The organism is Nocardioides sp. NPDC023903 (assembly GCF_040639295.1).
Classification (GTDB): domain Bacteria; phylum Actinomycetota; class Actinomycetes; order Propionibacteriales; family Nocardioidaceae; genus Nocardioides.
Genome location: NZ_JBEZZS010000015.1, coordinates 38,459 through 64,139 on the forward strand (window position 1 = coordinate 38,459; position 25,681 = coordinate 64,139).

23 protein-coding genes are annotated in these 25,681 nt (G+C 67.0%); 16 read left to right on the forward strand and 7 right to left on the reverse strand.

The window, feature by feature from the left end:
* Nucleotides 1-28: 28 nt before the first annotated feature.
* Nucleotides 29-955 (reverse strand): MBL fold metallo-hydrolase, encoded by a 927-nt coding sequence (locus AB0F44_RS16850; RefSeq protein WP_357357270.1) that lies wholly within the window; start codon nucleotides 953-955, stop codon nucleotides 29-31.
* Nucleotides 956-1,356: 401 nt separating this feature from the next.
* Here AB0F44_RS16850 and AB0F44_RS16855 point away from each other — a divergent pair, with 401 nt between their 5' ends.
* The 4 genes from AB0F44_RS16855 to AB0F44_RS16870 all read left to right on the forward strand — a co-directional run bounded on the left by AB0F44_RS16855 (nucleotide 1,357) and on the right by AB0F44_RS16870 (nucleotide 7,111).
* Nucleotides 1,357-3,471, forward strand: a complete 2,115-nt coding sequence (locus AB0F44_RS16855; RefSeq protein WP_357357271.1) for an MBL fold metallo-hydrolase — start codon at nucleotides 1,357-1,359, stop codon at nucleotides 3,469-3,471.
* A gap of 54 nt (nucleotides 3,472-3,525) precedes the next feature.
* Nucleotides 3,526-3,690 (forward strand): hypothetical protein, encoded by a 165-nt coding sequence (locus AB0F44_RS16860; protein WP_357357273.1) that lies wholly within the window; start codon nucleotides 3,526-3,528, stop codon nucleotides 3,688-3,690.
* 32 nt (nucleotides 3,691-3,722) lie between these two features.
* On the forward strand, nucleotides 3,723-6,053 hold the full coding sequence (locus AB0F44_RS16865; RefSeq protein ID WP_357357275.1) for a LuxR C-terminal-related transcriptional regulator: 2,331 nt from the start codon (nucleotides 3,723-3,725) through the stop codon (nucleotides 6,051-6,053).
* Between the two features lie 176 nt (nucleotides 6,054-6,229).
* The gene (locus AB0F44_RS16870; protein WP_357357277.1) at nucleotides 6,230-7,111 is read left to right on the forward strand and encodes an SGNH/GDSL hydrolase family protein; all 882 of its coding nucleotides are present in this window, start codon (nucleotides 6,230-6,232) and stop codon (nucleotides 7,109-7,111) included.
* Here AB0F44_RS16870 and AB0F44_RS16875 read toward each other — a convergent pair.
* The gene (locus tag AB0F44_RS16875) at nucleotides 7,069-7,911 is read right to left on the reverse strand and encodes an enoyl-CoA hydratase/isomerase family protein (RefSeq protein ID WP_357357279.1); all 843 of its coding nucleotides are present in this window, start codon (nucleotides 7,909-7,911) and stop codon (nucleotides 7,069-7,071) included. The two genes, AB0F44_RS16870 and AB0F44_RS16875, sit on opposite strands and share 43 nt — an antisense overlap.
* 61 nt (nucleotides 7,912-7,972) lie before the next feature.
* A complete protein-coding gene (locus AB0F44_RS16880) occupies nucleotides 7,973-9,016 on the reverse strand; it encodes an AraC family transcriptional regulator (RefSeq protein ID WP_357357281.1) in 1,044 nt (347 codons plus the stop codon).
* Nucleotides 9,017-9,119: 103 nt separating this feature from the next.
* On the opposite strand from AB0F44_RS16880, the gene AB0F44_RS16885 reads away from it, so the two are divergent.
* The 7 genes from AB0F44_RS16885 (at nucleotide 9,120) to AB0F44_RS16915 (ending at nucleotide 17,360) form a co-directional block, all read left to right on the forward strand.
* Nucleotides 9,120-10,082, forward strand: coding sequence for an AraC family transcriptional regulator (locus AB0F44_RS16885; protein WP_357357417.1), 963 nt, complete (start codon nucleotides 9,120-9,122; stop codon nucleotides 10,080-10,082).
* A 131-nt stretch (nucleotides 10,083-10,213) separates the two neighbouring features.
* Entirely contained in the window at nucleotides 10,214-11,119 is a 906-nt protein-coding gene (locus AB0F44_RS16890; protein ID WP_357357283.1) for an alpha/beta hydrolase, read from the forward strand.
* A 12-nt stretch (nucleotides 11,120-11,131) separates the two neighbouring features.
* The gene (locus AB0F44_RS16895) at nucleotides 11,132-13,135 is read left to right on the forward strand and encodes an acetoacetate--CoA ligase (protein ID WP_357357284.1); all 2,004 of its coding nucleotides are present in this window, start codon (nucleotides 11,132-11,134) and stop codon (nucleotides 13,133-13,135) included.
* 76 nt (nucleotides 13,136-13,211) lie between these two features.
* The gene (locus tag AB0F44_RS16900; protein WP_357357286.1) at nucleotides 13,212-13,679 is read left to right on the forward strand and encodes a tautomerase family protein; all 468 of its coding nucleotides are present in this window, start codon (nucleotides 13,212-13,214) and stop codon (nucleotides 13,677-13,679) included.
* A gap of 112 nt (nucleotides 13,680-13,791) precedes the next feature.
* On the forward strand, nucleotides 13,792-15,009 hold the full coding sequence (locus AB0F44_RS16905) for an acetyl-CoA C-acetyltransferase (RefSeq protein WP_357357288.1): 1,218 nt from the start codon (nucleotides 13,792-13,794) through the stop codon (nucleotides 15,007-15,009).
* 87 nt (nucleotides 15,010-15,096) lie between these two features.
* Nucleotides 15,097-16,521 (forward strand): MFS transporter, encoded by a 1,425-nt coding sequence (locus AB0F44_RS16910; RefSeq protein ID WP_357357290.1) that lies wholly within the window; start codon nucleotides 15,097-15,099, stop codon nucleotides 16,519-16,521.
* A gap of 41 nt (nucleotides 16,522-16,562) precedes the next feature.
* Nucleotides 16,563-17,360, forward strand: coding sequence for an enoyl-CoA hydratase/isomerase family protein (locus tag AB0F44_RS16915; RefSeq protein ID WP_357357292.1), 798 nt, complete (start codon nucleotides 16,563-16,565; stop codon nucleotides 17,358-17,360).
* 118 nt (nucleotides 17,361-17,478) lie between these two features.
* Here the strand turns inward: AB0F44_RS16915 and AB0F44_RS16920 are convergent, their stop codons facing one another.
* A complete protein-coding gene (locus AB0F44_RS16920) occupies nucleotides 17,479-18,267 on the reverse strand; it encodes an enoyl-CoA hydratase/isomerase family protein (RefSeq protein ID WP_357357294.1) in 789 nt (262 codons plus the stop codon).
* Nucleotides 18,268-18,578: 311 nt separating this feature from the next.
* Between AB0F44_RS16920 and AB0F44_RS16925 the strand changes: the two genes are divergently transcribed.
* A complete protein-coding gene (locus AB0F44_RS16925) occupies nucleotides 18,579-19,373 on the forward strand; it encodes an enoyl-CoA hydratase/isomerase family protein (protein ID WP_357357296.1) in 795 nt (264 codons plus the stop codon).
* A gap of 102 nt (nucleotides 19,374-19,475) precedes the next feature.
* Nucleotides 19,476-20,252 carry an SDR family oxidoreductase gene (locus AB0F44_RS16930; RefSeq protein WP_357357298.1) on the forward strand — a complete coding sequence of 259 codons (777 nt, stop codon included), beginning with the start codon at nucleotides 19,476-19,478 and terminating at the stop codon, nucleotides 20,250-20,252.
* 79 nt (nucleotides 20,253-20,331) lie between these two features.
* On the opposite strand, the gene AB0F44_RS16935 is transcribed toward AB0F44_RS16930, so the two are convergent.
* The 3 genes from AB0F44_RS16935 to AB0F44_RS16945 all read right to left on the reverse strand — a co-directional run bounded on the left by AB0F44_RS16935 (nucleotide 20,332) and on the right by AB0F44_RS16945 (nucleotide 22,201).
* On the reverse strand, nucleotides 20,332-20,937 hold the full coding sequence (locus AB0F44_RS16935; RefSeq protein WP_357357300.1) for a CGNR zinc finger domain-containing protein: 606 nt from the start codon (nucleotides 20,935-20,937) through the stop codon (nucleotides 20,332-20,334).
* Nucleotides 20,937-21,095, reverse strand: coding sequence for a hypothetical protein (locus AB0F44_RS16940; protein ID WP_357357301.1), 159 nt, complete (start codon nucleotides 21,093-21,095; stop codon nucleotides 20,937-20,939). Before AB0F44_RS16940 ends, AB0F44_RS16935 begins: the two co-directional genes overlap by 1 nt.
* A 209-nt stretch (nucleotides 21,096-21,304) precedes the next feature.
* On the reverse strand, nucleotides 21,305-22,201 hold the full coding sequence (locus AB0F44_RS16945) for an AraC family transcriptional regulator (protein ID WP_357357303.1): 897 nt from the start codon (nucleotides 22,199-22,201) through the stop codon (nucleotides 21,305-21,307).
* A gap of 190 nt (nucleotides 22,202-22,391) precedes the next feature.
* On the opposite strand from AB0F44_RS16945, the gene AB0F44_RS16950 reads away from it, so the two are divergent.
* From AB0F44_RS16950 to AB0F44_RS16960, 3 genes are read left to right on the forward strand one after another with little or no spacing between them, the layout of a single operon-like run.
* Nucleotides 22,392-23,861, forward strand: a complete 1,470-nt coding sequence (locus tag AB0F44_RS16950; RefSeq protein WP_357357305.1) for an extracellular solute-binding protein — start codon at nucleotides 22,392-22,394, stop codon at nucleotides 23,859-23,861.
* Complete coding sequence (locus tag AB0F44_RS16955) at nucleotides 23,858-24,778, forward strand: sugar ABC transporter permease (protein ID WP_357357307.1); 921 nt, start codon at nucleotides 23,858-23,860, stop codon at nucleotides 24,776-24,778. The genes AB0F44_RS16950 and AB0F44_RS16955 overlap by 4 nt, the downstream gene beginning before the upstream one ends.
* Nucleotides 24,775-25,674, forward strand: coding sequence for a carbohydrate ABC transporter permease (locus tag AB0F44_RS16960; protein WP_357357308.1), 900 nt, complete (start codon nucleotides 24,775-24,777; stop codon nucleotides 25,672-25,674). Before AB0F44_RS16955 ends, AB0F44_RS16960 begins: the two co-directional genes overlap by 4 nt.
* Nucleotides 25,675-25,681 lie beyond the last annotated feature (7 nt).

Genomic DNA, 25,681 nt, shown 5'->3' on the forward strand with positions numbered 1-25,681 from the left:
CACGGATCTCTGTCAGGGATCCCTCGGTTCAGGCGTGGCAGCTCAGGGGCTTGCCGCCGTTGTAGGTGACCATGTCGGCGAGCACGGCCGCCACGTCCAACGACGTTCCCCAGGGTTCACCCCGCACCTCGGAGTACGCGCGATGGAGATTGCCGACGATTCTCTCATTGTCGAGCAGGTCACCGAACTCACCGAGGTCCGTCTCGAGAGCGACCTGCAGAGGCGTGAGCCCCGCGGCGACCCCCTCAGCGGCGACGCGCTTGACGAAGCGAAGATACTCGGCGACCTCAGCGAACACCTGCGGCCCACTGACCGGTCCGTGACCGGGGACGATCGTCTCGGCACCGAGCTGCTCGACCACGGCCAGGGTCTCGAGCATGCCGCCGAGCGAGCACTGCAGAATGAAGGGCGTGACGTCCTGGAAGAGCAGGTCTCCGCTGAAGAGGACCTTCCGCTCGGGCAGCCAGACGACAGCGTCGTTGTTCGTGTGTGCAGGCACGCCCATGTGCATGACCTTGCAGGCGAGGTCATCAACGTAGACGGTCACGGACTCCTCGAAGGTCAGGAACGGCGGCGCGAGTTCGATGTCGCCCCATTCCGCCTCGGTCCAGAAGGGCGCGGACCGAGGCGGTCCCCACGCCTGGATGGCGGCACGCGTACGTTCCTGACCGACGATGGTCGCCTCGGGGAACAGATAGTTCCCGAACGTGTGGTCACCGTGGTGGTGCGTGTTGATCAAGGTGCGCACTGGCTGGTCGCTGAGCTCCTCGATCGCTTCGATGTAGGCCCTGGAGCGGGCTTCCGTCGAGCAGGCGTCGACGCTGATGACGCCGCGCGATCCGACCATGAAGCCCGTGTTGTTGATCCACCAGCTCCCATCGCTCTGGATGTAGGCGTAGACGCCGTCGCTGACCTCCACCACCTGACCGAACCGGCCAAGGTCGCTGTGTGCCATCAGTTGCTCCACCTTCACACGTCCGCACGAGGGTGCAGAGGGTCGAATCCATCAGTTGTTCGGAACTGGTCGTCCGCAAGTGCAGCGTCGGCGCGGGACAGAGGTCGATGCAAGGTCAGATGACCACTGTGGCGCGTCGATACCAATGCCGGGCACAGGCGTACTAGTAGCCGCTGCTCGCCGATTCCTACTGTTGCGATGTCGCCACATTCGACGATCCGATGCGCGCATCTCGGTTTCTCGGCCGAGGCTCCGGGAGAGGAGCAGCGGTGAGCGCAGGACAGCTGATGCACGAGGTTCTGGTCGTTGACGGTCAACCGGCCCCAGGACCAGCCGCGCCGGACGGCCGAACCGACCGCCGGGGACCGGGACCGAACTGCAACCAAAGAGGAACGGCAGGCATGAGAGCCATCACGTACTCCGAAAACGGACCGTCGTCGGTCCTCCGTCTCGTCGATCGGCCGGTCCCCGAACCCGGACCCGGCGAGGTCCGGATCCGAGTCCTGCGATCGGGGGTCAATCCGACCGACTGGAAGTTCCGCGCGCGCTTCCCCAACGCGTACGACGAGGTCGTGCCAGGTCAGGATGGTGCCGGACTCGTCGACGCCGTCGGAGAGGGCGTCGTCACGTTCTCTGTCGGTGACCCGGTCTGGCTTCTCCTCGCCCAGCACGGACGTCCTCACGGCACCTCCGCTGACTACACCGTCCAGCCCATCGAGCGCATCGTCTCCCTGCCCACAGGCGCGGACTTCGACCTCGGCGCCTCACTCGGCGTTCCTGCCATCACAGCGCACCGCGCACTGACCTCGAGCCAGGACGGTCCGTCCCGGCTCGCCCCAGACGCGCTCACGGATCATGTGGTGCTCGTCGCCGGTGGGGCGGGGGCGGTCGGAAACGCCGCGATCCAGCTGGCGCGATGGGCAGGTGCCACGGTCATCACGACAGTTTCGAGCGAAGAGAAGGCCACTCTGGCCACCGCAGCGGGTGCTCACCACGTCGTGAACTACCGCACGGGCGACGCGGCCGCCGAGATCCGGGCCAACAGCCCCGAGGGAGTGGATCTCGTCATCGAGGTCGCGCCGTCGCAGAACAACGCGCTGAACCTGGCTGTCCTGAAGAACCACGGCACGATCGCGGTCTACGCCGACAACGGCGGCGGCACCTTCTCCCCCGACATCCTCGAGAACATGTGGCTCAACGTCCGGTACCAGTTCGTCCTCCTCTACCCGCTGGACCCCACCCTCCTGCAGGCGGCGGCGGAAGACGTGACCGCCGCTGTCGCGAGTGGTGCGCTGCGGGTTGGCGAGCAGGCGGGACTGCCGTTGCACCACTTCCCCCTCGAGCAGACCGCCGCGGCCCACGACGCGGTGGAGGCCGGGGCGATCGGCAAGGTTCTCATCGACGTCGGCGAGCCGGTCCGCTCCGACGCACCTGCGACAACACCGTTCAGCACCACTCCCACGGCGTATGCAGTGTCGCCGGACTCAGGCAGGCACTGGGCCGACGAGGGCGCGTGGCCGGTTGCCCCGGGGATCCACAGGATCCCACTGCCGCTGCCGTCCGACGTACTCAAGGCCGTCAATGTCTACGCCATCGAGACACCCAGCGGGCTCACCCTCGTGGACGGCGGTTGGGCGATCAAGGCCGCGCGCGACGTGCTGAAGCGCGGCTTGGGCCAGATCGGCGGCAAGTTCGGCGACATCGACCGGTTTCTGGTCACCCACGTGCACCGCGACCACTACAGCCTGGCCGCGGAGATCGGCGACGAGTACGGCGCAGACGTAGCCCTCGGTGCAGCCGAAAAGGCCACCCTCGATCTGCTGAACGACCAGGGGCGGCCGCGCGAGTCGACCCCGTTCTTCGCGAGCCTCGTGAGCGCCGGCGCCGCCGACCTGGCCGAGCGGTGGAACGGCCTGCACGATGCCGTCCCCGCCCAGACGGTGTGGCGCTATCCCGACACCTGGCTCGACGGTGACCACGAGTTCGCGGTCGGCAATCGGACTCTCAATGCGGTCCACACGCCGGGGCACACCGCGGGACACTACGTCTTCGCAGACAAGACGGCCGCGCTGCTCTTCGCCGGCGACCACGTCCTCCCCACGATCACCCCATCCATCGGCTTCACGATGCCTCCGGCACCCGACCCGTTGGGCGACTTCATGGCCTCGTTGACCAAGGTGCGGGCCTTGCCCGACCTGATGTTGCTTCCAGCACACGGGCCGGTGGCACCGTCGACACACGCACGGATCGACGAACTCCTCACCCACCACGAGGTACGGCTGACGAAGAGCCTGGCAACACTCACCGACGGTCCTCTGACTGCCTTCGATGCTGCGCACATGCTCGGCTGGACCCGTCACGAGCGGTCATTCGATGAGCTCGACCAGTTCAACCAGGGAATCGCTGCCATGGAGACCAAGGCCCACCTGGAGCTCTTGGTCGCCCGCGGGCTGGCCACGCGCAGCATCTCGCCGGACGGCGTGGTGACCTTCGCACAGGTGCCCGACCAGGTATGAACTCACGTATAAACCCCGCTCCTTCGGAGCCTCGGCTCGGCGCACGATCAGGTCATGGAGTACCGAACACAAGTCGTCCCAGCCAAGGACCTGGCGCTTCTCCAGGCCGCGATCGGCCTCGGCGGCGGCACCATCACGCACAGCAAGCCACATGACAACGGCGATGTCGCCGTCACGTACGTCGTCGATCACCCATCCCGGGTCGCCGTCTACCACTGACGCGCAGCTGAGCCGGGGCATACGCTGGCGATGTGAGCCAGTTGGCCCCTGCCCCGGCGATCTCGTCGAGTCTGCCCGCCGAGTTGACCGAGTTCATCGGCCGGCGGCAGGACCGCGCCGAGGTTCGGCAGCTGGTGACAGAGGGGCGGCTCGTGACGCTGACCGGCCTGGGAGGCGTCGGCAAGACTCGGCTGGCGCTGCGGGTCGCACGAGAACTGCAGCGGAGTGTCCGCGACGGTGTCTGGTTCGTTCCGCTCGCTGAACTGTCCGATCCCCTACTGATTCCGGAGGCGACCGGAGCGGTGCTCGGCATCCACGACCGTTCGAGCCAGTTCGGAATGATCCGGCTCACCGAATACCTCCGCGAGCGCGACCTGATTCTCGTGCTGGACAATTGTGAGCACTTGATCGAGCACTGCGCGGTCATTGCCGACACGCTCCTGCGCACCTGTCCGCGGTTGCGCATTCTCGCCACGAGCAGAGAGCCCCTGCGAATCTCGGGTGAGGTCATCCATCCCGTCGGGCCATTGGCGGTCCCGGACGCCTCCGCCGACGATGCATCCCTTCACGACCACGAAGCTGTGCGCTTCTTCGTGGAACGGGTCCGTCATGTGGCGCCAGGTCTTGACTTCGATGGTGAGAACAGGGCGGCGGTGCTGGAGATCTGCCGCCATCTCGAGGGCATCCCCCTCGCGCTCGAACTTGCCGCTACGAGGCTGCGCGCGATGTCCCCGGTCGAGCTTCTCGAGCGACTTCGGGCTCATTGGGAGCTGCTCGATCTCGGCGACCGCAACGCACCCGCACGGCACCGCACGATGAGTGCGTGCATCGAGTGGAGCTACGCACAGTGCTCGCCTGCGGAGCGCCGGATGTGGGCGCTGCTGTCGAGCTTCGCCAGTGGCGTAGAGATCGACGCGATCGAGCATGTCACCCGCGGCGACGACCCGTCTGCAACACCGGAGTCGATCGCCCTCCGCGCGCAGGCGCTCGTGGACAAGTCGATCCTCACCGCGGAGTTCGTGGACGGCCGCACCCAGTTCCGGATGCACGAGGTGTTGCGGCAGTTCGGCGCGGCCCACCTGGCGATCGCGGGCTCCACGGCCCCGATACGGCAGCGGGTCCTCGACTTCTACGTCTCCCTGCTGGGGCGAATCGATGAGGACTGGATGAGTCCCCGACAGATCAGGTGGATGCGCCGGGTGCGGCGGGAGGACGCCAACATCAGAATCGCACTCGAGTACGCGTGCATGGAGCACGGTGCGGCCACAGCCGGTCTCGAGCTGGCCGCCCGGATGCGTAAGTACGCCATGGCCTACGGCGCCTTCACCGAGGTGCGGTACTGGCTGCGCCGACTCACCGCCCTGGCGACCGACGACAGCCTCGTATGCCTCAGAGGGCTGCGCGCCGGGTGCGTGCTGGCGGCGATTCAGGGTGATCGGGAGTCGAGCGCGGCCCTCGCTTCCGAGGCTCGCGAGCTTGCAGACCGGCTTCCTCTGGAAGCCACCTGGCTGGCCGACCAGGCGACCGGTTGGCACCTGATGTTCCTGGGCGACCACGAGGGTTGTGTGGAGAGCCACGGCCGTGCGCTTGCAACCCTCCTCGAGCATGGTGGCGCCCTCCGCGACATCGCGGAGACCCACATGCTGATCGGCATGGCTCGTGGCTTCGCCGGCGATCTGACCGGAGCTGCCGAATCCCACGAGATGAGCCTGGAGATCTGCGAGTCCAGCGGTGAGTCGTGGTGTCGGTCGTTCTCGCTGTGGCACCTCGGTCTGGTCGTCTGGGCGAGCGGAGACCTGGTCATGGCGCTCGATCTGGAGGGGAAGAGCCTCGCGCTCAAACGGCGCCTGAGTGAGCGGCTCGGAGTGGCGCTCTGCCTCGAGGCCTGCGCCTGGATGCACGCCGCGGGCGCTCCCGTGCGAGCTGCCACATTGCTCGGTGCGGCCGACCACCTCTGGCGCTTCATGGCGACCTCCCTCGAGGTGCTACCTGGGCTCACGTCGTTGCGGCAGCGCTGCGAGTCGGCGTTGCGAGAGTCGCTCGGGCCGGATGCGTACGAGGCGGCGTACGCCGCAGGAATCGCGATGGACGAAGACGCCGCGATCGGCTGCGCGCTGAACGAAGAGAAGAAGATGCAGGCATCCGCCGTGCCGGTGACTGCGTCCGGACTCGCGCGTCTGACCAGACGAGAGCAGCAGATCGCGGAGCTGGTCGCGACCGGGCTGACGAACCAGGACATCGCCAGCAAGCTCACCCTCTCGCGGCGGACCGTAGAGGGCCATGTCGAGAAGGCTCTGACCAAGCTCGGGTTCACGTCGCGCACACAGCTCGCGGTCTGGGTCTCGGACCAGTCGAGGTCCTGAACAACAGGCCCCTTGGGCATCCTTCGGGCGACATGAGGCCCCAGATGCTCGCGAGCATCGGACGATACGGAGGGAACAGGTACCGACGCGCGTAGTCCTCCCGTGGCAACGACGACCTGCCGGATCTTCAATGAGGTCAAACGCCTCGGTCGGCAAGCCCAGGAGGGACGCCCGTCATGGTCACCACGACAACACACGACCACACCCGGTTCACCGCGCTCGGTGACTCGGCCTCCTGCGGCGTCGGCGATCCCACGCCAGACGGGTGGCGCGGCTGGGCCCAGATCCTCGCCGACGCCCTCGACTCCGAGGGTCGCGTCTCCTTCCGCAAGCTCGCCGTCCCCGGTGCAACCGTCGCCGACGTGCGGCACGACCAACTGCCCGACGCCCTCGCTCACCATTCGGACGTGACGTCGCTCGTCGTCGGGCTCAACGACGCGATGCGCTCGACCTGGGATCCCGACCAAGTCCGGGCTGACCTGCTCCACTGCGCCGATGAGCTGGCCCGCCAGGGCACGCTTCTCCTCTGCGTTCGGTTCCATGACCACACCCGGGCGCTGGGCCTTCCAGGGGTGCTCGCTCGGCCGATGCGCCGGCGGATTCAGGTCCTCAACGAGATCTACGACGAGATCCAGGGGAGGTACGGCGCCCTACGGCTTGACCTGGCGGCCGACCCGATCATCTACGACCGATCGTTCTGGGCCCTCGACCGTCTGCACCCCTCCGAACTCGGCCACCGATGGCTGGCCCGGCAGGCCGGCATACTGCTCCGCGGTGAGGGCGTGGCCATTCGACTGCCGTCGCTGGTCTGTACCAGCGCTCCCCCTACCCGGCGCGACGCAGTCCGTACCCTCGTTCACGACATCGTTCCCTGGATCGCCCGCAGGGCGCGCGACCTTGGTCCCGCCGTCGTCGAGGCTGTCGTTCGATGCCTCGTCGACGCACGCCATCGACAACGCCGCGAACCCGCAGTCTGGTGCGCAGCGGGTCCGCGGCGTTTGCGGCAGGGAGTCGGTCAGACGCCGGTGCTGGCCGGGAACGGGCCGTTCTCGATGTAGTCGCGGCGCTTCTCGTAGGGCAGGTCGAGGAAGTGGATCATCGCGGCCTTCGCGTCGTCGGACTGCATGGCCTCCATCCAGAAGAGGCTCTCCATCTCGAAGCCGGCCTGGATGTTGGTGTCGAAGCCCTTGTAGATCGAGGCCTTCGCCTTGGCGATGCCGATGGGCGGGAGCTGCGCGATCTCGCGGGCGATCTCGAGCGCTCGCGCCGGTGCGTCATCGACCAGCTCGGTGACGATGCCCATGTCGAGGGCCTCCTCGGGCGCCACCACGCGACCCCGGAGGATCATGTTGAGCGCCTTGCCCAGGCCGATGAGGCGGGCGAGACGCTGGCTGCCGCCTGCGCCGGGAATGATGCCCAGCCGGACCTCCGGTTGGCCGTAGCGGTAGTCGCCGCGCTCGCCGATACGGATGTCGCAGGCCAACGCCAGCTCCTGGCCGCCGCCCATGGTGTCGCCGTTGAGAGCGGCGATCGTCACCTTGGGCAGGGCGGCGATCTGGTCGAGGAGGGCCTTGAACTGACGCACCACCTCAGCGGCGTACCGAGAGGTCTCGGGCGACTTGACGATCAGCTCGTAGATCTCCTCGACGGAGAAGTGGGTGAAGTTGCCGACCTCCTCGGGCCGCGACTGGAAGACGACCGCGCGGTACTTCGGGTCAGCCATCACCGGGACGAGCTTGCCGAGCTGGTCGAGGCTGTTGACGTTGAGGTAGTTCAGGGGTTCGGACGAGAAGGTCACGATCAGGACGCCGTCGGCATCCTCCAACGTGAACTGCTCCGTGGATTCCGGCAGAGACATGAGCAAACGCCTTTCATCGTTGGGCTGTCCTTGCAGGCTATGAACGCTGTGACCGATCCCACTAGAACGGCTGCGCCCGCACCTGGGACTCCCGCGCCGCATCGTTCCGGAGCGCTGAAGGCGACGTCCCGAACCACCGTCGTACCGCGCGAGTCAGACTCGACTGCTCTCGTAGGCCGACTTGGGCGGCGATCTGCGAAAACGACAAGTTTGTCGTCGTGATCAACGTGCGGGCCTGGTCGCGTCGCACCCGGTCGACCAGCTCCTTGAAACCCGCACCTTCGGCGACGAGCAGGCGCTGGAGGGAGCGCGGATGCATACTCAGCAGGCGCGCCACCTTGGCCAGGTCGGGCCGGTCCGGTCCTGGCTGACCCTCGAGGATCGCGAGGACGAGGTCGGTCACCGGCACCTCGTCGTGCCCGAAGTGCGTCTCCAGGAAGTCGATCGCGATGTCCCGCAGCAGTTCGTTGCCGCCGCTGACCGGGACAGTGAGGAACTGTCGCGGGAGCCGCAGGAGCGCTTCGGCACTGTCGAACACGACGTCGGCTCCGAAGTGCTCCCGATAGACCGCCTCCGGGGCGATCCGCCCGTGCGGTAGGTGGACGGAGCGCAGGCCGTAGTTCCCGCCGCTGACCAGCGTGACCACCCGGTGGACCAGGCCGAGGCCGTAGTCGATCGACTGGGGCGAAGCCGTGCCCGTCTTACTCGAGTAGCGGAGCGCGAGGAGGGCAGGGTTGTCCAGCGGGTCCGCGATGACCTCATGTGAGAGGGCCGGGCTGAGGACGAACAGGAACCGCTCCGCCGACCGGAGCGCCTCACCGACCGTCTGCGCGTTCTCCATCGCGATGGCTAACGGGCCCAGGATGTGTAGGTCTTGCTGGGCGGCCATGCGCAGGCCGAGGTCAGGTACGCCGAGTCGGCTCGCCGCGTCCTCGAGGAGCCGTTCCACCCTGCGCAGGCTGACGAAGGCGTCGTGCTGAGTGACCACCCTGGCATCGAAGCCAAAAGCCGCGAGCAGCTCCTCGCCCTGGCCTCCGAGCTCGGTGACCAGCGCCGGAAGGCCACGCAGGATGCCCGCCCGGATCGGCAGGTCACTGTCACGCAAGGCCAAATCCTTGTCGTCTGAGGGCAAGTAACGCACGTCACATCGAAGCACACTTCAAGAGAACGATGAAGTCAAGTCCGACCGCAGGAGCATCACCGTGACCATGACCCAACTCCGATCCGCACTCTCCATCGCGCCGAAGCAGGGATCCTCGTATGACGAGCTCGACGCGCGCTGGCGCGACGCCGTCCACAACCGCCTTGCGCCCATGAACCTCCGATCGACCGGAGCGAGCCCAGGAGTCGGGTCACTGGAAGCACGGGACCTGGGTGACCTGCTGATCACGGACTGGCAGTGCCCGGAGGTCGAGGGCGTGCGCCGCGGCTCCGAGGCGAGGAACGACGCCTACTCCCTCGTCCTGTTCACCGTGACGACCGGTCGCCAGATCATCCAGACGCCAGAGGAGACCGCGGTCCTGCGGCCCGGCGGGCTGCTGCTGATGAGCACTCGCGCGACGGGCAGCTTCGTGATCCCGGAGGCGGCCACCAAGCGCACCCTCCGGGTGCCCCTCACCGCTATCGCTCCCTACGACACCGGCGTGGGCATCCCCGACTTCTTGCTGCTGGACACCCGAGAGAACCGGCTGGCGCAACTCACCCGGGACTTCATGAGCGGCGTCGTCGCCCAGCTCGACCGACTGACGCCGACCGAGGTCGAAGGCGCTCGCGCCGCCCTGCTGACGCTGATCGCAGGCATGATTCGCTCGGGGCACGCTCCCGACGCCAACGAGTCCGACTTCCTCCCCGTCCTACGCAAGCAGATGGAGCACTGGATCTCCGAGCACCTCACCGACGGCGTGATCCGGGTGGGGGATCTGGCCTCCGCCTACAACGTCGCCCCCCGCACGGTCCACCGCGCGTTCGCGGCGACCGGCGACACCATGGGATCGGTCGTGCGAGCCCACCGTCTCGCTGCTGCCAGGAACGACCTGGTGCACACGTCTGCCTCCGTGGCGGCCATCGCACACCGCTGGGGATTCTGCGACGCCAGCCACCTCGGGCGCGAGTTCCGCCGCGAGTTCGCGATGTCTCCGGGTGACTACCGCGCCGCCCACGGCATCGTCTGAGCACCCGTCGGCGTGCGCTGCCATCGGCGTGGCGCTCCGGTTCCACCGGCGGGCGCGATCGTCATATGAGGCGGACGTCACAGTTTCATACGGTCGTTGTGTCAGACATCACGACAGAAGGCGGCACTGAAATGACTCGCGAAAACATTGAGTTCACCGGTGAGGGCGGCGTCACCCTCCGCGGCTGGTTCTACCCTGCCGAGAACGCCACGGGCCCGGCCCCGGCCGTGGTGATGACGCACGGGATGACGGCTGTCAAGGAGCTCTACCTCGACGACTACGCGGAGTACTTCTCGGCGGCCGGCCTCAACGTGGTCGTCTACGACCACCGCAACTACGGCGAGAGCGACGGCCTCCCCCGCCAGGAGACCGACCCGATCCTGCAGCACCGCGACATCCGCAACGCCATCACCTACGCGACCACCCGCCCCGAGGTCGACGCCTCGCGGATCGGCCTGTGGGGGACGAGCTTCGCCGGTGGGCATGCCCTCCTGGTCGCTGCTATCGACAAGCGCGTCAAAGCGGTCGTGTCGCAGGTGCCGTTCATCTCGGGATCCCGGTCTTTCGCTGCTCAGGTGCGGCCCGACTTCGTGTCCCACGTCCGCGACCAGTTCAACGGCGACCGGCTGAACCGCTTCAACGGAGGCGAGCCGGCAAAGCTCCCAGCGATCACCGAGGATCCCGCCGGCCAGGCGATGATGCCGGCACCCGACGCCTACGAGTGGTTCAGCAAGGGCTCCGCCGACCGTGCGCCCAACTGGAAGAACGAGGTCACCGCACGGAGCCTGGAGTGGGCCTCGGAGTACGAGCCGGGCAGCTATATCAGCCGGATCTCCCCGACCCCGCTGCTGATGCTCGTTGCCGACAACGACACCGTCGCCCCGTTCCAGTTCGCACTGGATGCCTTCGAGGACGCCCGCGAGCCCAAGGAGCTCAAGGTGCTCTCGGGTGGTCACTTCGATGCGTACGGCGGACCCGGTTTCGAGGAGTGCGCGTCGGCGGGCCGTGACCACTTCGTCAAGCACCTCGGCGCCTGATCGAGCTCGATGATGAGTACCGCTACCGACCGCCCCGATCCCACCGGCCTCGCCGCGGATCTCGGCGCGGTCATGAGGCCCGCTTTCGAGGGAGCAGCGCTTGCTGAGACCGGGATCGGCAAGTACGCCGCCTGGCTCGCCGACCGCGGCCAGCTCTTCGACTCCTATCACGATCTGTGGAGCTGGTCAGTAGAGGACCTGGACGGCTTCTGGACCTCGATGTGGGAATACTTCGAGGTCCCCGGATCGCCCGGCAACTGCGCCCTCGGCGACCGAACCATGCCAGGCGCCAGCTGGTTCCCGACGGCTCGCGTGAACTACGCCGAGACGATTCTGGGGTCAATTGATGATCCCGACCGCGTGGCCATCGTGGGCAGATCACAGGCGCGGGGGACGCTCGAGCTGACCTTCGGCGAGCTCGCCGAGCAGGTCCGCCGAGCTCGCGCAGCGTTTCGCGCACTCGGTGTCCGCAAGGGTGATCGCGTCGTCGGCTACCTCCCGAACATCCCGGAGACCGTCGTCGCGATGCTCGCCACCGTCTCGCTCGGCGCGACGTGGGCCTGCTGCCCGCCGGAGTTCGGCGCCAAGAGCGTCGTCGACCGGCTGGCCCAGCTCGAACCGAAGCTCCTCCTTGCCGTCTCCGGCTACAACTACGGGGCGAAGGAGGTCGACCGGACCGCTGAGCTGCAGACGATCCGGGGCTCACTCCCGACGGTGGAGAACGTCGTCGGCATGTCCTACGGGCCGCATGAGGTCAGCGACGCCCATGACTGGGCGTCCTTGCTCGAGACGCATGGCACGGACGAGCCGCTCGCGTTCGAGCCGGTCTCTTTCGACCACCCCCTGTGGACGTTGTTCTCCTCGGGGACGACCGGTCTGCCCAAGGCCGTCGTCCACAGTCACGGAGGCATCGTCCTCGAGCACCGCAAGATGCATGCCCTGCACCTCGACACCCGCGCCGGCGACCGGGTGATGCTGATGAGCACCACCGGGTGGACCGTGTGGAACTGCATGGTCAGCGCCCTCATGGTAGGGGCGAGCATCGTGGTCACGGACGGAAACCCCTTCTATCCAGACCTCGAGGAGCCTTGGCGAATCGCGGCTGAGACCGGTGCCACCAACTTCGGCACCAGCCCCGGATACCTGATGGCCTGTCGCACTGAGTCGGTGCGACCTGCCGACCACTTCGACCTGAGCGCCCTCCGCACCCTCGGGGTGACAGGTGCGGTGCTCCCCCCGGAGGCCTACGACTGGATCTACGAGGTCCTACCGGCCGAGGTCTACCTGAACTCCATGAGCGGCGGCACCGACATCTGCTCCAACTTCGTATCGGGCAACCCCTGGGTCCCGATCTACCGGGGCGAGCTATCGGCCCCTGCGCTCGGAGCCGATGTGGCGGCTTTCGACGACGGGGGCGAAGCAGTCGTCAACCGGGTCGGAGAGCTCGTCGTCCGATCCCCGATGCCCTCGATGCCGGTGGCGTTCTGGAACGACGTCAACATGGAGCGCTACCTCGCGGCGTACTTCGACATCTACCCGGGAGTCTGGAGGCACGGCGACTGGGTCACCGTGTCAGACCGCCAGAGCGTCGTCATCCAAGGCCGTTCAGACGCCACGCTCAACCGCGGTGGCGTCCGGATCGGCACGGCCGAGTTCTACAACCTCGTCGAGGCACTTCCGGAGATCCAGGACAGCCTCGTCGTCCATCTCGAGGACTCCGCGGGAGGCCCCGGTGAGCTGATGCTGTTCGTCCAGCTCGCAGAAGGCCACACGATGAACGAGGACACCGTGAAGGCGCTCAAGGGCGTCATTCGTAAGGAGCTGTCGCCCCGGCACGTCCCCGACCTCGTGGCTGCCGTCCCGGCAGTACCGCGGACACTCACCGGCAAGAAGCTCGAGACACCCATCAAGAAGATCCTGGCCGGCGCCCCGCCGGAGCAGGTCGTCTCCCCAGGTGCTGTCACCAGCTACGAAGCCATCGAGGCCTACCGGATCGCGGCGTCGACGAACGCGTGACCATGCACCCCGACCCGAGAGGTCGACCAGATCAGACCGCGTGGCGGGCTGGAAACACTCACTAGGAGGAACTGCAATGCCGTACTGGGAAATCTTTACGCCGGAGAACGCCTTCACGCCCGAGGACAAGCAGCAGCTGACCAAGGACCTCACCAAGGTGTACGCCGACTACGTCAACCTTCCGGAGTTCTATGTCGTCATCCGCTTCCAGGAGATGCCGGAGAACACGATGTACGTCGGAGGCGAGCCGCAGAACAACTTCGTCCGCATCGTCGTGGACCACATCGCCCGCCAGATGGACGACCCGGAGTTCCGCAAGCTCGCCATGGCCACCTTTGAAGCGACACTCGCTCCATACGTCAAGGACCGCGGCTTCGGTTGGGAGATCCACTTCGATGAGACTCCCATCGACCTGTGGCGAGTTCAGGGCCTGACGGCTCCCCCTGAAGACTCCGACATGGAGAAGCTCTGGGCCAAGGAGAACCGTCCGATCCCCTACGACGAGGCCACGATGCTTCCGCTCGAGCCCGTCTCCGCCTCCTGACCGAGGCCCCACGAGCGAGGTCCTGGGGCGCGGCGCGCATTCCGCGCCCCAGGACCTCATCCATCTGCCCCGTCCACCCCCGCTTCACCGACCACCACAGAGAGTGATTCCCATGCCCGAAGCAGTCATCGTCGCCCACACCCGCTCCCCTATCGGCCGCGCCTTCAAGGGCAGCCTGAAAGACATCCGCGCCGACGACCTCCTCACCCAGGTCATCGGGTCGCTCCTGGCAGACCTTCCCGAGCTGTCGCCCCAGGAGATCGGCGACCTCATGGTCGGCTGCGGTCTGCCTGGCGGCGAGCAGGGATGGAACATGGCCCGCCGGGTCGCCGTTCAGCTCGGACTGGACACCGTCCCAGGCACGACGATCACCCGCTACTGCTCCTCCTCGCTGCAGACCACGCGCATGGCCTTCCATGCGATCAAGGCCGGCGAGGGAACCGCCTACCTGTCCGCCGGCGTCGAGTCCGTCTCGAGTTTCGCCCGCGGCAGCTCCGACCACTTCCCGGGCACCGAGAACCCGATCTTCGCCACCGCCATGGAGCGCACTGCGGCCCGCAAGGCGAACAACTCGCCGTGGCACGATCCGCGTGAGGATGGCCTGGTTCCCGACGTGTACCTCGACATGGGCGAGACCGCCGAGAACGTCGCTTCGTTCACCGGCATCTCGCGCGAGAGGCAGGACGAGTGGGCGCTGCGATCCCAGCAGCGCGCCGAGGCGGCCACCAAGCGTGGCCACTTTGCCGCCGAGATGACCGGCATCACCCTGGCCGACGGCACCTTCGTCTCCGACGACGACTGCCCGCGCTTCGGCACGACCCCCGAGGCGCTCGCCGGACTCAAGCCGGTATTCCGCGAGGACGGCTCCGTCACCGCTGGCAACGCCTGCCCGCTCAACGACGGCGCGGCCGCTCTCGTCGTGATGTCCGACGTCCGTGCCCGCGAACTCGGCCTCACCCCGCTCGCACGAATCCTCTCCACCGGCGTCACCGGCCTGTCGCCGGAGATCATGGGCCTGGGCCCGATCGAGGCGACCAAGCAGGCCCTGACCCACGCCGGCATGAGCATCGGCGACATCGACCTCGCGGAGATCAACGAAGCCTTCGCGGTGCAGGTGCTCGGGTCTGCCGACGCGTTGAAGCTCGACGAGGACAAGCTGAACATCAACGGCGGCGCGATCGCGTTGGGCCACCCGTTCGGCATGAGCGGTGCCCGCATCACCGGCACCCTGATCAACAACCTGCGGTCGACCGACAAGACGATCGGCCTCGAGACGATGTGCGTCGGCGGTGGCCAGGGCATGGCGATGGTCATCGAGCGCCTCAGCTGAGCCGTGTGAGGCCCGGGCGGATCCACCGCCGCCCGGGCCTCATGTCTGCCCACACTTCCCTCTTCGCCCGACTACGTGAGGCCCGCCATGACGCCTTCCACCACCCGCGAGGTCAACCCGTGGACCGTTCTCGCGATCGCGAGCGCAGCCGGCTTCATGGTGATGCTTGACACACAGGTGCTCTTCGTCGCCTTCGACGACATCCGGGCGAGCTTCCCGGCAGTGTCCATCGCGACGATGTCGTGGACGCTGTCGGCCTACACGATCGCGCTCGCGGCGACGCTTGTCGCTGCCGGCCGGATGACCGATCGCTTCGGCCGCCGACGCACCTTCGTCACCGGGCTGGTCGTCTTCACCGTTGCGTCGTTGGTCTGCGGGCTAGCCCCCGCACCGGGCCTGCTTGTCGCCTTCCGCGTGGTTCAGGCATTCGGCGCAGCGGCGTTGATGCCCTCATCCCTTGCCCTGGTCCTCTCCGTCTTCCCACCAGCGAGGGTCCCCGTCGCAGTCGCCACGTGGGGTGCGGCCGGCGCCTTCGCGGCAGGAGTGGGCCCGACAGCCGGAGCACTCCTCGTCGAGGCATTCGGCTGGCGATCTGTGTTCCTTGCCAACGTGCCTGTGGGCATCGTCGCCCTGGCCCTGTCGACCAGCCTGCTGCCCGAGTCTCGTGAGGCTGTCCGCGAGCGCTTCCCAGATGTGCTGGGGATTCTTCTGCTCGCCGGCTCGCTCACCCTGCTCTCCCTCGGCATCGTGCAGAGTGAGCATTGGGGCGCGCTCAGTCTCCCCACCGCCGCCGTCGTCGCGTGCGGTCTCGTCGTCCTCCTCTGGTTCGTCCGGCGCTCACTATCCGTGCCGCACCCCGCGCTCGACCTGAGCCTATTCACGCGGCCGTCGTTCAGGTGGGCGAACATCACCACGGCTGTCTTCACGATCGGCTTCACAGCGATGTTCTTCGCGCTGATCCAATTCATGACCCACGTGTGGCAGTACAGCGTCGTCGAGGCGGGATTGGCGATGATGCCCGCGGCCTTCACCGTCATGGTGCTGGCTCCTCTGACGGGTCGGGTCGCGGCGCGGTACGGACAGCGCAGGCTGCTGATCCCCGGCGGCCTCGTGTACGCCGCGTCCGGCGTGCTCCTCCTGCTATCGCTCGACACCGATCCGTCGTGGTTCACCGACCTTCTGCCCTCCTCGTTGCTCACCGGGCTCGGCGCGTCCCTGGTCCTTCCCCAGCTGACGAGTGCCGCCGTGCGCGAGCTGTCATCGGACGAGTTCGGCGCGGGCGCGGCGGTCAACCAGGCCATCCGCCAGTTCGGCGCGACGTTCGGGATCGCACTGACGGTCGCGCTCCTCGCCGGCGCGACGCCCTCCGACGCCGTGGCGCACTTCCAAAGGGTGTGGATCCTGATTCTCACCTGCGGCGTGCTGGCTTCGATCGCTGCCCACGCCCTGCCACGAGGGTCCCGCTCTGCCGCGCCGGTCGCGGCGCCGGTCACCGCCGGCACCCCAAGCTGACCAGCTCTTCACCGATCGCCCCTCACATCAAGGAGCCATGCGTGCCCGAAACCATCAACGACCGGATCACCTACGCCTTCGTCGACCGCGTCGTCCGGATCGAGCTAGCACACGGCCAAGCGCACAACAGCCTGGACGGTCAGATGGGCCAGGCCCTGCGCCAGGCGGCCCAGCGCGCCGAAGCAGACGTACGACTCCACGATGCCCGTGTGGTCGTGGTCAGCGCTCAGGGCCGTACTTTCAGCGTCGGCGGAGACCTGGCCGAGTTCGGCAGCTCGCCCGACCGCGGTGCGCAGGTGAAGGCCACAGCGGACGGCCTGCACGCCGGACTCGCCACGCTGCGCGCACTCACGGTGCCGGTCGTGTCCGTCATCAACGGGACTGCTGCCGGCGGTGGCCTTGGCATCGCGCTCTGCGGTGACATAGTCCTTGCGGCTGAAGAGGCGAAACTGGTCTTCGCCTACACCGCCTCGGGCCTCACCCCCGACTGCGGCCTGACCTCGATCGTCCCCCATCGCGTCTCCTGGGTGCGCGCCATGGATCTGGCGCTCACCAACCGCCTGATCACGGGCGCCGAAGCGGCCGATTGGGGCCTGGTCAGCCGGGCAGTCCCGGGTGACCAGCTTGCTGCCACCGTCGAAGCCGTCGTCGCCGGCCTTCGAGACGGTGCGGCGACCGCCCTGGCCGACACCAAGCGCCTTATGGCCGCGTCGCGGGACCTGGCCTACGCGGACCAGTTGGATGAGGAGGCAGCCTCCATCGCACGGAACATCGCGAGCCCTGACGGCATCGCGGGGGTCGACGCATTCCTCGCGAAGCGGAAACCCGCCTTCAGCTGAGTCGCCCGGTCAACAGCCGTCCTCCTCGCTGCGACGCCCATGGCCGTTGACCCGGTGCCACCCCCTGCCAACTTGGCAGGGGGTGGATTCACGCACGGTCCGCCTTCGTCGCAGCTCGTCAGCGACCCTGGAACTCCAGCTCAGGGCGAGGCCGACCAGCCGCCATCGCCTCGACCGCACTGCGCATGGCCATCTGGGCATCGTCCGTCTCGAACAGTGGCATCGAGATGTCGAACATCGCCTGGTCAGCTGCGGCAACACCGCCGACAGACCAGGCACGTAGCAGCGCCTTGTGGGCGGCGTGCGCACGCGTCGGTCCCTTCGAGAATGTCTCTGCCAGCGCCATGGCGTCCTTGCGCACCAGGTCGTCGGCCACGACGCGGTTGACCACCCCGGCGGCGGCCATCGTGTGGGCAGGAACTCGCTCGGACGTCAACGCCCACTCGATCGCCTTGGCCCGGCCCGCACGCTCGGCGACGCGGTAGATCCCGCCCATGATCGTGGTGATCGCGATGCCCTGCTCGGGGTGGCCGAAGTGCGCCGACTCCCCCGCAATGATGATGTCGGCCCGCAGCGCCAGCTCGAAACCTCCGCCCAGGCACATGCCCTGGACCGCGGCGATCACCGGCATCGGCATCTGCTCCAACCGGTTGAAGACGTCGAGGTAGCGAGTAAACGCTGCGCGGAGCTGATGGTTCGGCGTCTCCGGCCAGGTCCGGATGTCGCCTCCCATTCCGAAGTCGGTGCCTTCGGACTGCAGCACGACCACCCGTGCATCGGATTGCTCGATCGCGGCGAGCGCGTCCGCGAGCTCGGCGACCATCTGGTCACCGATGCGGTTCTTCGGCGGGTGCGCGAGCGTCAGCACCGCAATCTTGTTCTCGACGAGGTGGGTTACCTGAGACATGGTCTGCTCCTGTTCGGCGTGCCGGCCACTGGAGCGCGCCCTCCGAGAGGTGATTCGGTACACCTCTGTGCCGTTGCGAAAGGACCATAAGCCTGTTGCCTATTTCGCGCAACCGATAGGCGGAGAGGCATCGATATGCAGGAAACCCGAACACAGGTCTCATGTCCGACCAAGGCGTTTCGGTACCAGTCCGGGGCGCACAGGTCCTATTGGCGGTGGGGTGGGAGTTCGTACGGTGGCGTGGCCGGTAACCGATCGACCGAGTCATTGCACCCGCTGATGGCCGCAGATCCCTCGGAGCAGGAGCAGCAATGAGCGAAGTAACTTTCGAGATGAGCGACGATGTCGCCATCGCAACCACGTCCAACCCGCCCGCCGAGCTCTTCGACCGGGAACAGATCGCAGGCCTGCGAGACGCCGTCCGCCTGGCAACCGAAGGTGGCGCTCGAGCGATGGTGATCAAGAGTGACGGGCCCCTCTTCTCGGGAGGAGCCGACGTCTCCATCTTCCATGGGCAGAAGCAGCAGGACGGTCGAGAGCTGCTCTCCGACGGCATGGACATGATCGCCGACCTCGAGGACGCACCCTTCCCCGTCATCGCAGCGGTCAACGGACTCTGCTTCGCAGCCGGTCTCGAGGTCGCGCTGGCCTGCGACTTCATCTTCGCCGCAGACGACACGACGTTCTCGCAGGTCGAGGCACTGATCGGAGCGGCCACATTCCTCGGCGGCGCCTATCGTCTGGCCGAGCGTTGTGGGCCGGCGATCGCCCGCGAGATCGTGTACACCGCTGATCGCTACACAGCGGAGCAGTTCGCCCGATGGCACATCGTCAACCGGGTGGTTCCCGCTGCCGAGCTCCACAAGACCGCGTACGACGTCGCCCACAAGATCGCGCGGGGACCAGCCCTGGCGCACGTGCAGACCAAGCGCCTCGTCAGGCACGCCCTCGCCCATGACTCCCGGTCCGCCGACCGCCTGGTCCTCGACGAGACGACGAGCCTGTACGAGACCGACGACATGCAGAACGCCGTCGGATACCTACTGGAGCACGGGGCCCGCAAGTTTCAGGCGAACCACGAGCGGATCATCTTCGAAGGCCGCTGATGTGAACGGCTACTGGCTGACCAGCGCGCCTCAAACCACCCCGTTCGGCAAGCAGACGCAGCAGCTCAACAGAGCAGCTCACCAGAGAGTAAGGATCGCACCATGCAGGAGCTCTTCTCAGTAGAGGGCAAGAAAGCCGTCGTCACCGGTGGCACCCGCGGCATCGGATACATGATCGCGGAGGGCCTGCTCAAGGCGGGCGCTGAGGTCTTCATCTCCTCACGAAAGGCCGACAACTGTGACGAGGCGGCACGCGAGCTCGGAAAGCTCGGCCGCGTCCAGGCGTTCGCTCGCGACCTCAGCCAGGAGGCCGAGTGCCGGTTGCTCGTCGAGCAGGTCGCTGAACACACCGACGCCGTCGACATCCTCGTGAACAACGCCGGCGCCACCTGGGGCGCGCCGCTCGAGGACTACCCGGAGAGTGGCTGGGATCGAGTGATGGATCTCAACGTCAAGGGCGTGTTCAACATGACGCGATTCCTTCGGCCGATGCTCGACAAGGCGGCGGCTCCAGGTGATCCGGCGCGCGTGATCAACATCAGCTCCATCGACGCCACCATGGTGCCGCTCTTCCCCAGCTTCGCGTACTCCGCATCGAAGGCTGCCGTCAATCAGCTCACCGTGCACCTGGCTGCCGAGCTCGCCCCGACGATCCTCGTGAACGCGATCGCACCCGGGCCGTTCCCCACCAAGATGATGAACGCGATCCTCGACGAGCACGGCGACGAGATCCGCGCCATGACCCGGGTCGGACGCACGGGCGAGCCGGACGACATCGCCGGAGCGGTCATCTACCTCGCGTCCCGCGCCGCAAACTTCGTGACCGGTGCGATCATCCCTGTCGACGGCGGGCTCAGCACCACAGGCGCGGCACACTGACTTCGACGAGCCCGCGACCAGCTCGTTCCCGTGACACTGAAGGGTCCCTTCGGCTCAACGCCAGGCACCCCGCGGCCAGTCACGATGTCCGATCGACCTCAGCCCGCTTCCGTTCACGATGCGATCGTAGGTTCGCGAGGTTCCCGCACGTGGCGACGTCGTGCCAGACCCGGCTGCTGTTGCGCGACCGATCGAAGAACGCCACCGAACAGTGGCGGTTGCGGCAGGTCTTGAGTCGGCGCCAGCTGTCGCCGAGCTGGGCGTCACGCATTTCCAGCAGAAGCACGCATGCCACATACCGCCAACCCTTGCCCCTGGGCAGCACATCAACCTGGCCAGTGTCGTCCAGAGTCATCGTGCTGGTCACCGAGACTGCCAGCTGACGGTGTTCGCTCGGAGCGGGGTCATCGCTTCCGGCGCGAATGAGCTGGACAAGCTCGGCTCGGAGGCTACGTAGCTTGCCAAGATCACGTTCGTCGAGCACGACGACATCTGTCGAGATCCCGCGGATCCGGCACCACTCGGCGAGAGCGCCGCCGAGCCAATCCTGCGCTGTCGGCACGTCGGCGAGCAGGTCTGCGCCCGGAGGAACTCCCGCAGCGATCGTATTCACAAAGTCCTGGACGAGAGCCAGGCTGTCGGGCGCTGTCTCGAGCCCGTAACGCGTCGTGGCCGGCCAGCTCATCAGCGCCCCCGGGGCGCCGAAGCTGGCCGCATCCGTCCCGCGGTCATCGCTTCCAGAGCGCTACGCATCGACATGTCGGCGTCGCCGGCTTCGAACCGGGGCTTCGCGATGCTCTGCTCCGCGACCTGGCCCTCGACGTAGTGGGTCACATGGGACATCGACTGCTCCTGATTTCGGCGTACCGGTCGTCAGAGGGAGCCTCCTCCAGAAGGCCATGACCACCGGTCGGCGGCCTCGTCCCTGGGACGAGCTCCACTCTGATTGAAATAACCATATGCTCGTAACTTCTTTCGATCAATCAGACCGGTCGATAGGCCAGGAGAGCAACAGCGCGCGTCGGCGTCGTCGGGCGCGCGCCACCGTGGGCTCAACCCCGCTGCTTGCGGTACTGCAGCGGCGTGAGGCCGAGTTCGGCCTTGAACTGTCGGTTGAAGTTCGACAGGTTGCGATACCCCGACGCACTGGCAACGTCGGTCACCGGGCTGGTCGTCGTGTCGAGCAGCTTGCAGGCCTGGGCGAGCCGGAGCCGGCGCACCATGTCGCTGAAGGTGTGGCCGCTCGAGACTTTGAAGAAGCGTGAGAAGGCAGAAGGCGACATACCGATCATCTCGGCAGCGACGGACAGCCTGACGTCCCCGGTGAGGTTGTCGAAGATGTAGCCGATCGTGCGGCTCACGGCCTCCGCGATCCCTGGGTCGGCGGCGGCTGGGACCCAGACGTTGGCGACAGACCGACGCTCCTCCTCTGGCGCATGGGCGAGCAGTCCAAGCAGGTCGAAAGTGCAGCTCACGCGGGCGGCACCCTCGGTGCGCCCGATCAGCTCGAGCAGGCGAGCCCCCTCCACGGCGGTCTCACCAAGGAACTCGATCCCGCGAGTCGAGTTGGCCAACAGCAGGTCGAGGTCGCTCAGCTCCGGCAGGACGGCCTGGCACTGCCGGACCCAGTCGTCGTGGAACTGCAGCACGACGTCGCGGCCCACAGCCACCTCGCCGGGAGCGAGATCGCTGACCCAGTCGTGGGGCAGGTCGGGTCCCACGAGGAAGAGCTGGCCGGGTTCGAAGCGGCCGACACTGTCGCCGATGACGTAGCTGCCCGAGGTGTGCCGGATCAGGTGAATCTCGTACTCGGGGTGGAAGTTCCAGCGGGCGATCGGACTGGGGTAGTCGTGCTGGTGCCAGCGTGTGGACCGACGCGGGTCGTGCTCGATGACCTCGCGGGTCGGCGGCGTACCGACGATCCGATCCGGCGCTGCGTTCGTCCTCATTGTTGCGCGCCTCCCTCCCCCAGACCCCGCTCTCAGCGGCTGCACCTGCAAGAAAGTACCAGAATCGAGCATCCGGGGCGCTAGTCGATCGTTCCTGCCGAACCTAGTGTCATTCCTGGCCGGGACGTGACGACCGTCACTGTCTTCATACACCACTCCGCCGCCCGATGACATCTGTGAGGACCAACTCATGATCAAGCGAGCCCAACCGACCTTGACCAGACGTAGGGTCCTGCAGTTCGGAAGTCTGGGCGCCGGGCTGCTCGCCACGGGTTCCCTCGCCGGGTGCGCCTCGGACGCTCCGGCGCCGCTTCCCGACGCGGCTGCTGGGTCTGACCCGTGGCGACGCTTCGCGGGGACGACGATCAACTTCATCTCGGAGAACACCGCTCCGACGGCCGCGATCGCCGCCAACCTCAAACCGTTCACGGAACTGACCGGCGTCACGGTTAACATCGTCAACCTCGAACTGCAGGCCCTCGTCCAACGCGTCGCGCTGGACATGGCAGGCGGCAAGGCGCAGTACGACGTCGTCTACGCCGATCCGTACCAGGTCCTCGCGCCGTACAGCAAGGGGCTGTGCGACCTGCGCGAGTTCATCGACGATCCCAGCCTTCCCCCGCTGGAGAACGGTCTGGACGACTTCATCCCCACACAGCTACGCGCCGCAGGGACCTTCGGGAACGACGGCAAAGTGTTCGCCTTGCCGTACGACGCGCCGACGATGATCTGGCAGTACCGCGCCGACATCTTCGAGAAGTACGCCGACGCGATGAGCGCCGATCTCGGCTTCGATCCGACGCCTGGCGCCGAACGCACCTGGGACGAGTACCGACGCATCGCGGCCTGGATCAACGACAACGTCGACGAGATTCCGTACGGCACCGGCCACCAGGCCAAGCAGCACGACTCTCTGCAGTGCGACTTCTCCAACGTGCTGTGGGCCTACGGAGGCGACTACTTCGAGAACGGCGCCGAGGTCGGCCTGGCGGGCACGACCGATCCGGGCAGGTGCCTTCTGCGCGAGGACGCCGCCGTCGATGCGGCAACGTTCTACAACGACCTGATCGGGATCGCCCATCCCGGCTCCCGCGGCTGGGACTGGGACGGGGTCGCCGTCGCGCTGCGCTCCGGACAGATCGCGATGGCGCCGAGCTGGCACGAGAACGCCGCTTCCAACGAGCAGGCCCTCCCCGGGAAGGTGGAGTACGCGCCGCTGCCGCGAGGTCCGCGGCGATCAGCGAACATCTACGGAGGCACCGGTATCGCGGTCAGCGCCGGCAGTGGCGGCGCGCGGCGGGGCGCCGCCTGGCTCTTCGTGAACTGGGCCACCTCGCCGGCCACACAGCTGGCGAACCTGCGGTCGAGCGTCGGCGGCGGCACGCCTACCCGCTCCTCCGTCTATGAGCTGCCGGAGGTCCAGCAGGCGACCCATCGCCCCTCACAGCTTCCGAACATACTCACCGCCCCCGCGGTCAACACCGCTTGGGAGGCCGTCTACATCGGGCTGCGACCCAAGATCCCCATGTGGAACGAGTGCGACACGGCGCTCTTCACCGAACTGTCGCGGATGCTGGCCGGCCAGCAGTCTCCGCGCGAGGCCATGGGCAGGGCCGCAGACCGGATCGACGACATCGTGGCCAGGGGATGGTTCGCATGAGCACCACAATGGAACGCAGCGCTACCGCTCAGGACGCTCCGCGCGCACGGCGAGAGCGTCTGACCATCCATGAGCTGATGATGGCACCGGCCCTGATCCTCCTCGGCGTGCTCTCGCTCATCCCCTTGATCACCCTGATCGCGATGAGCTTCAGCAGGGTCCGGCTGCTGGGCGGCGTACGCCTGGAATGGGTGGGTCTGGACAACTGGACCCGCGCACTCACGGATGCCGACCTGTGGCAGGGGTGGGGCCTGACCCTCTTCTTCTTCGTCGTCACACTGACGATCGAGATGGTTCTCGGCATCGCCATCGCCGCGGTTCTCTCCCAGCTCGTCCGCGGACGCGGACCGCTCCTGGTCGTCGTACTGCTGCCGATGTTCGTGGCACCAGCGATCGTTGGTCTGCTCGGGCGCTACCTCACCGATCCCACATTCGGGCTCTACGCCCGGGCGCTCCAAGGGATCGGCATCGACCAGGACATTCTCGGCAACCCACGCTCGGCGCTCGCCGCAGTGATCCTGATGGACGTTTGGGAGTGGACCCCGCTGATCGCCCTGATCACGCTCGCCGGCATGACCAGCGTGAACCCATCGATCCTGGAGGCCGCGGCCCTCGACGGTGCCGGGGCCTGGCGCAGGCTGTGGCACGTCGTACTGCCGTCGATCATGAACGTCATCATCGTCGCCCTGCTGATCCGGTCGATGGACGTGGTGCGCTACTTCGACATCATCAGCGTCACGACGAACGGCGGCCCGGCAGACGCCACCAAGATCATGCCGCTGCGCCTGTACGAGGCGAGCTTCAGGTTCTTCGACCTCGGCTACGCAGCCGTCATCGGGCTCATGATGCTCGCGCTGACGATCGTCATCGCCCGGCTCTTCATCAGGGTGCTCTCCACGAAGGGACAGAACGCATGACCATCGCCCCAGCAACCCCGATCGACAGCACACCCGCTGCTGCTGCACCATCGGCACCGAAAGCGCGCCGCTCCGGCATCCTCGGCAGGGTCGGGATCGGCGTGTTCGTCGCCGTCCTCGTCGGCTGGACCGTCGTACCTCTGCTCTGGATGCTGCTCGGGTCGTTCAAGTCCGCCGCCGACGTGACCTCACCGACGCCCCAAGTGGCATTCGACCCGACGTTCGACAACTATCGGAACCTGTTCTCGGGCGCGAACGACCTCAGCCCCTACCTGATGCACTCCGTCGTGGCGGCCGTGGGCTCGGCACTGATCGCGACCGTGCTCGGCACGCTCGCCGGCTATGGTCTCGCACGAACCAAGCTGACGATGAAGAAGTCACTGTCCTTCTGGTTCATCTCGACGCGAATGGCCCCGATCGCCGCCGTCGTCCTGCCGCTGTTCCTGATGTTCCGGGTGGCGGGGCTGATCGACAGCATGGGCGGCCTCATCCTCGCCTACCTGAGCTTCAACCTGCCGTTCGCGATCTGGATCATGAGCTCCTTCTTCGAGGCGATCCCACCCTCTCTCGAGGAGTCCGCGAAGGTAGCCGGCTGCACGACCTGGCAGACCTTCTGGCATGTCTCGCTCCCTCTGACCCGGTCGGGGCTGGTGACGACGGCCGTGCTCTGCCTCGTCTTCTCCTGGAACGACTACGCCTTCGCCACCATCATCTCCGGACCCCACTCCCAGACACTCCCGATCGCCGGTACGCAGCTCGTGACCCAGACCGGCGTCGACTGGGGACAACTGACCGCGATCGGCACCATCGTCGTCGTCCCGATGATGCTCGCCGGCGTCGCCGTCCGCCGCTGGCTCGTCACCGGCCTCACGCTCGGCGCCGTCACCGGCGAGTGAGCAAACT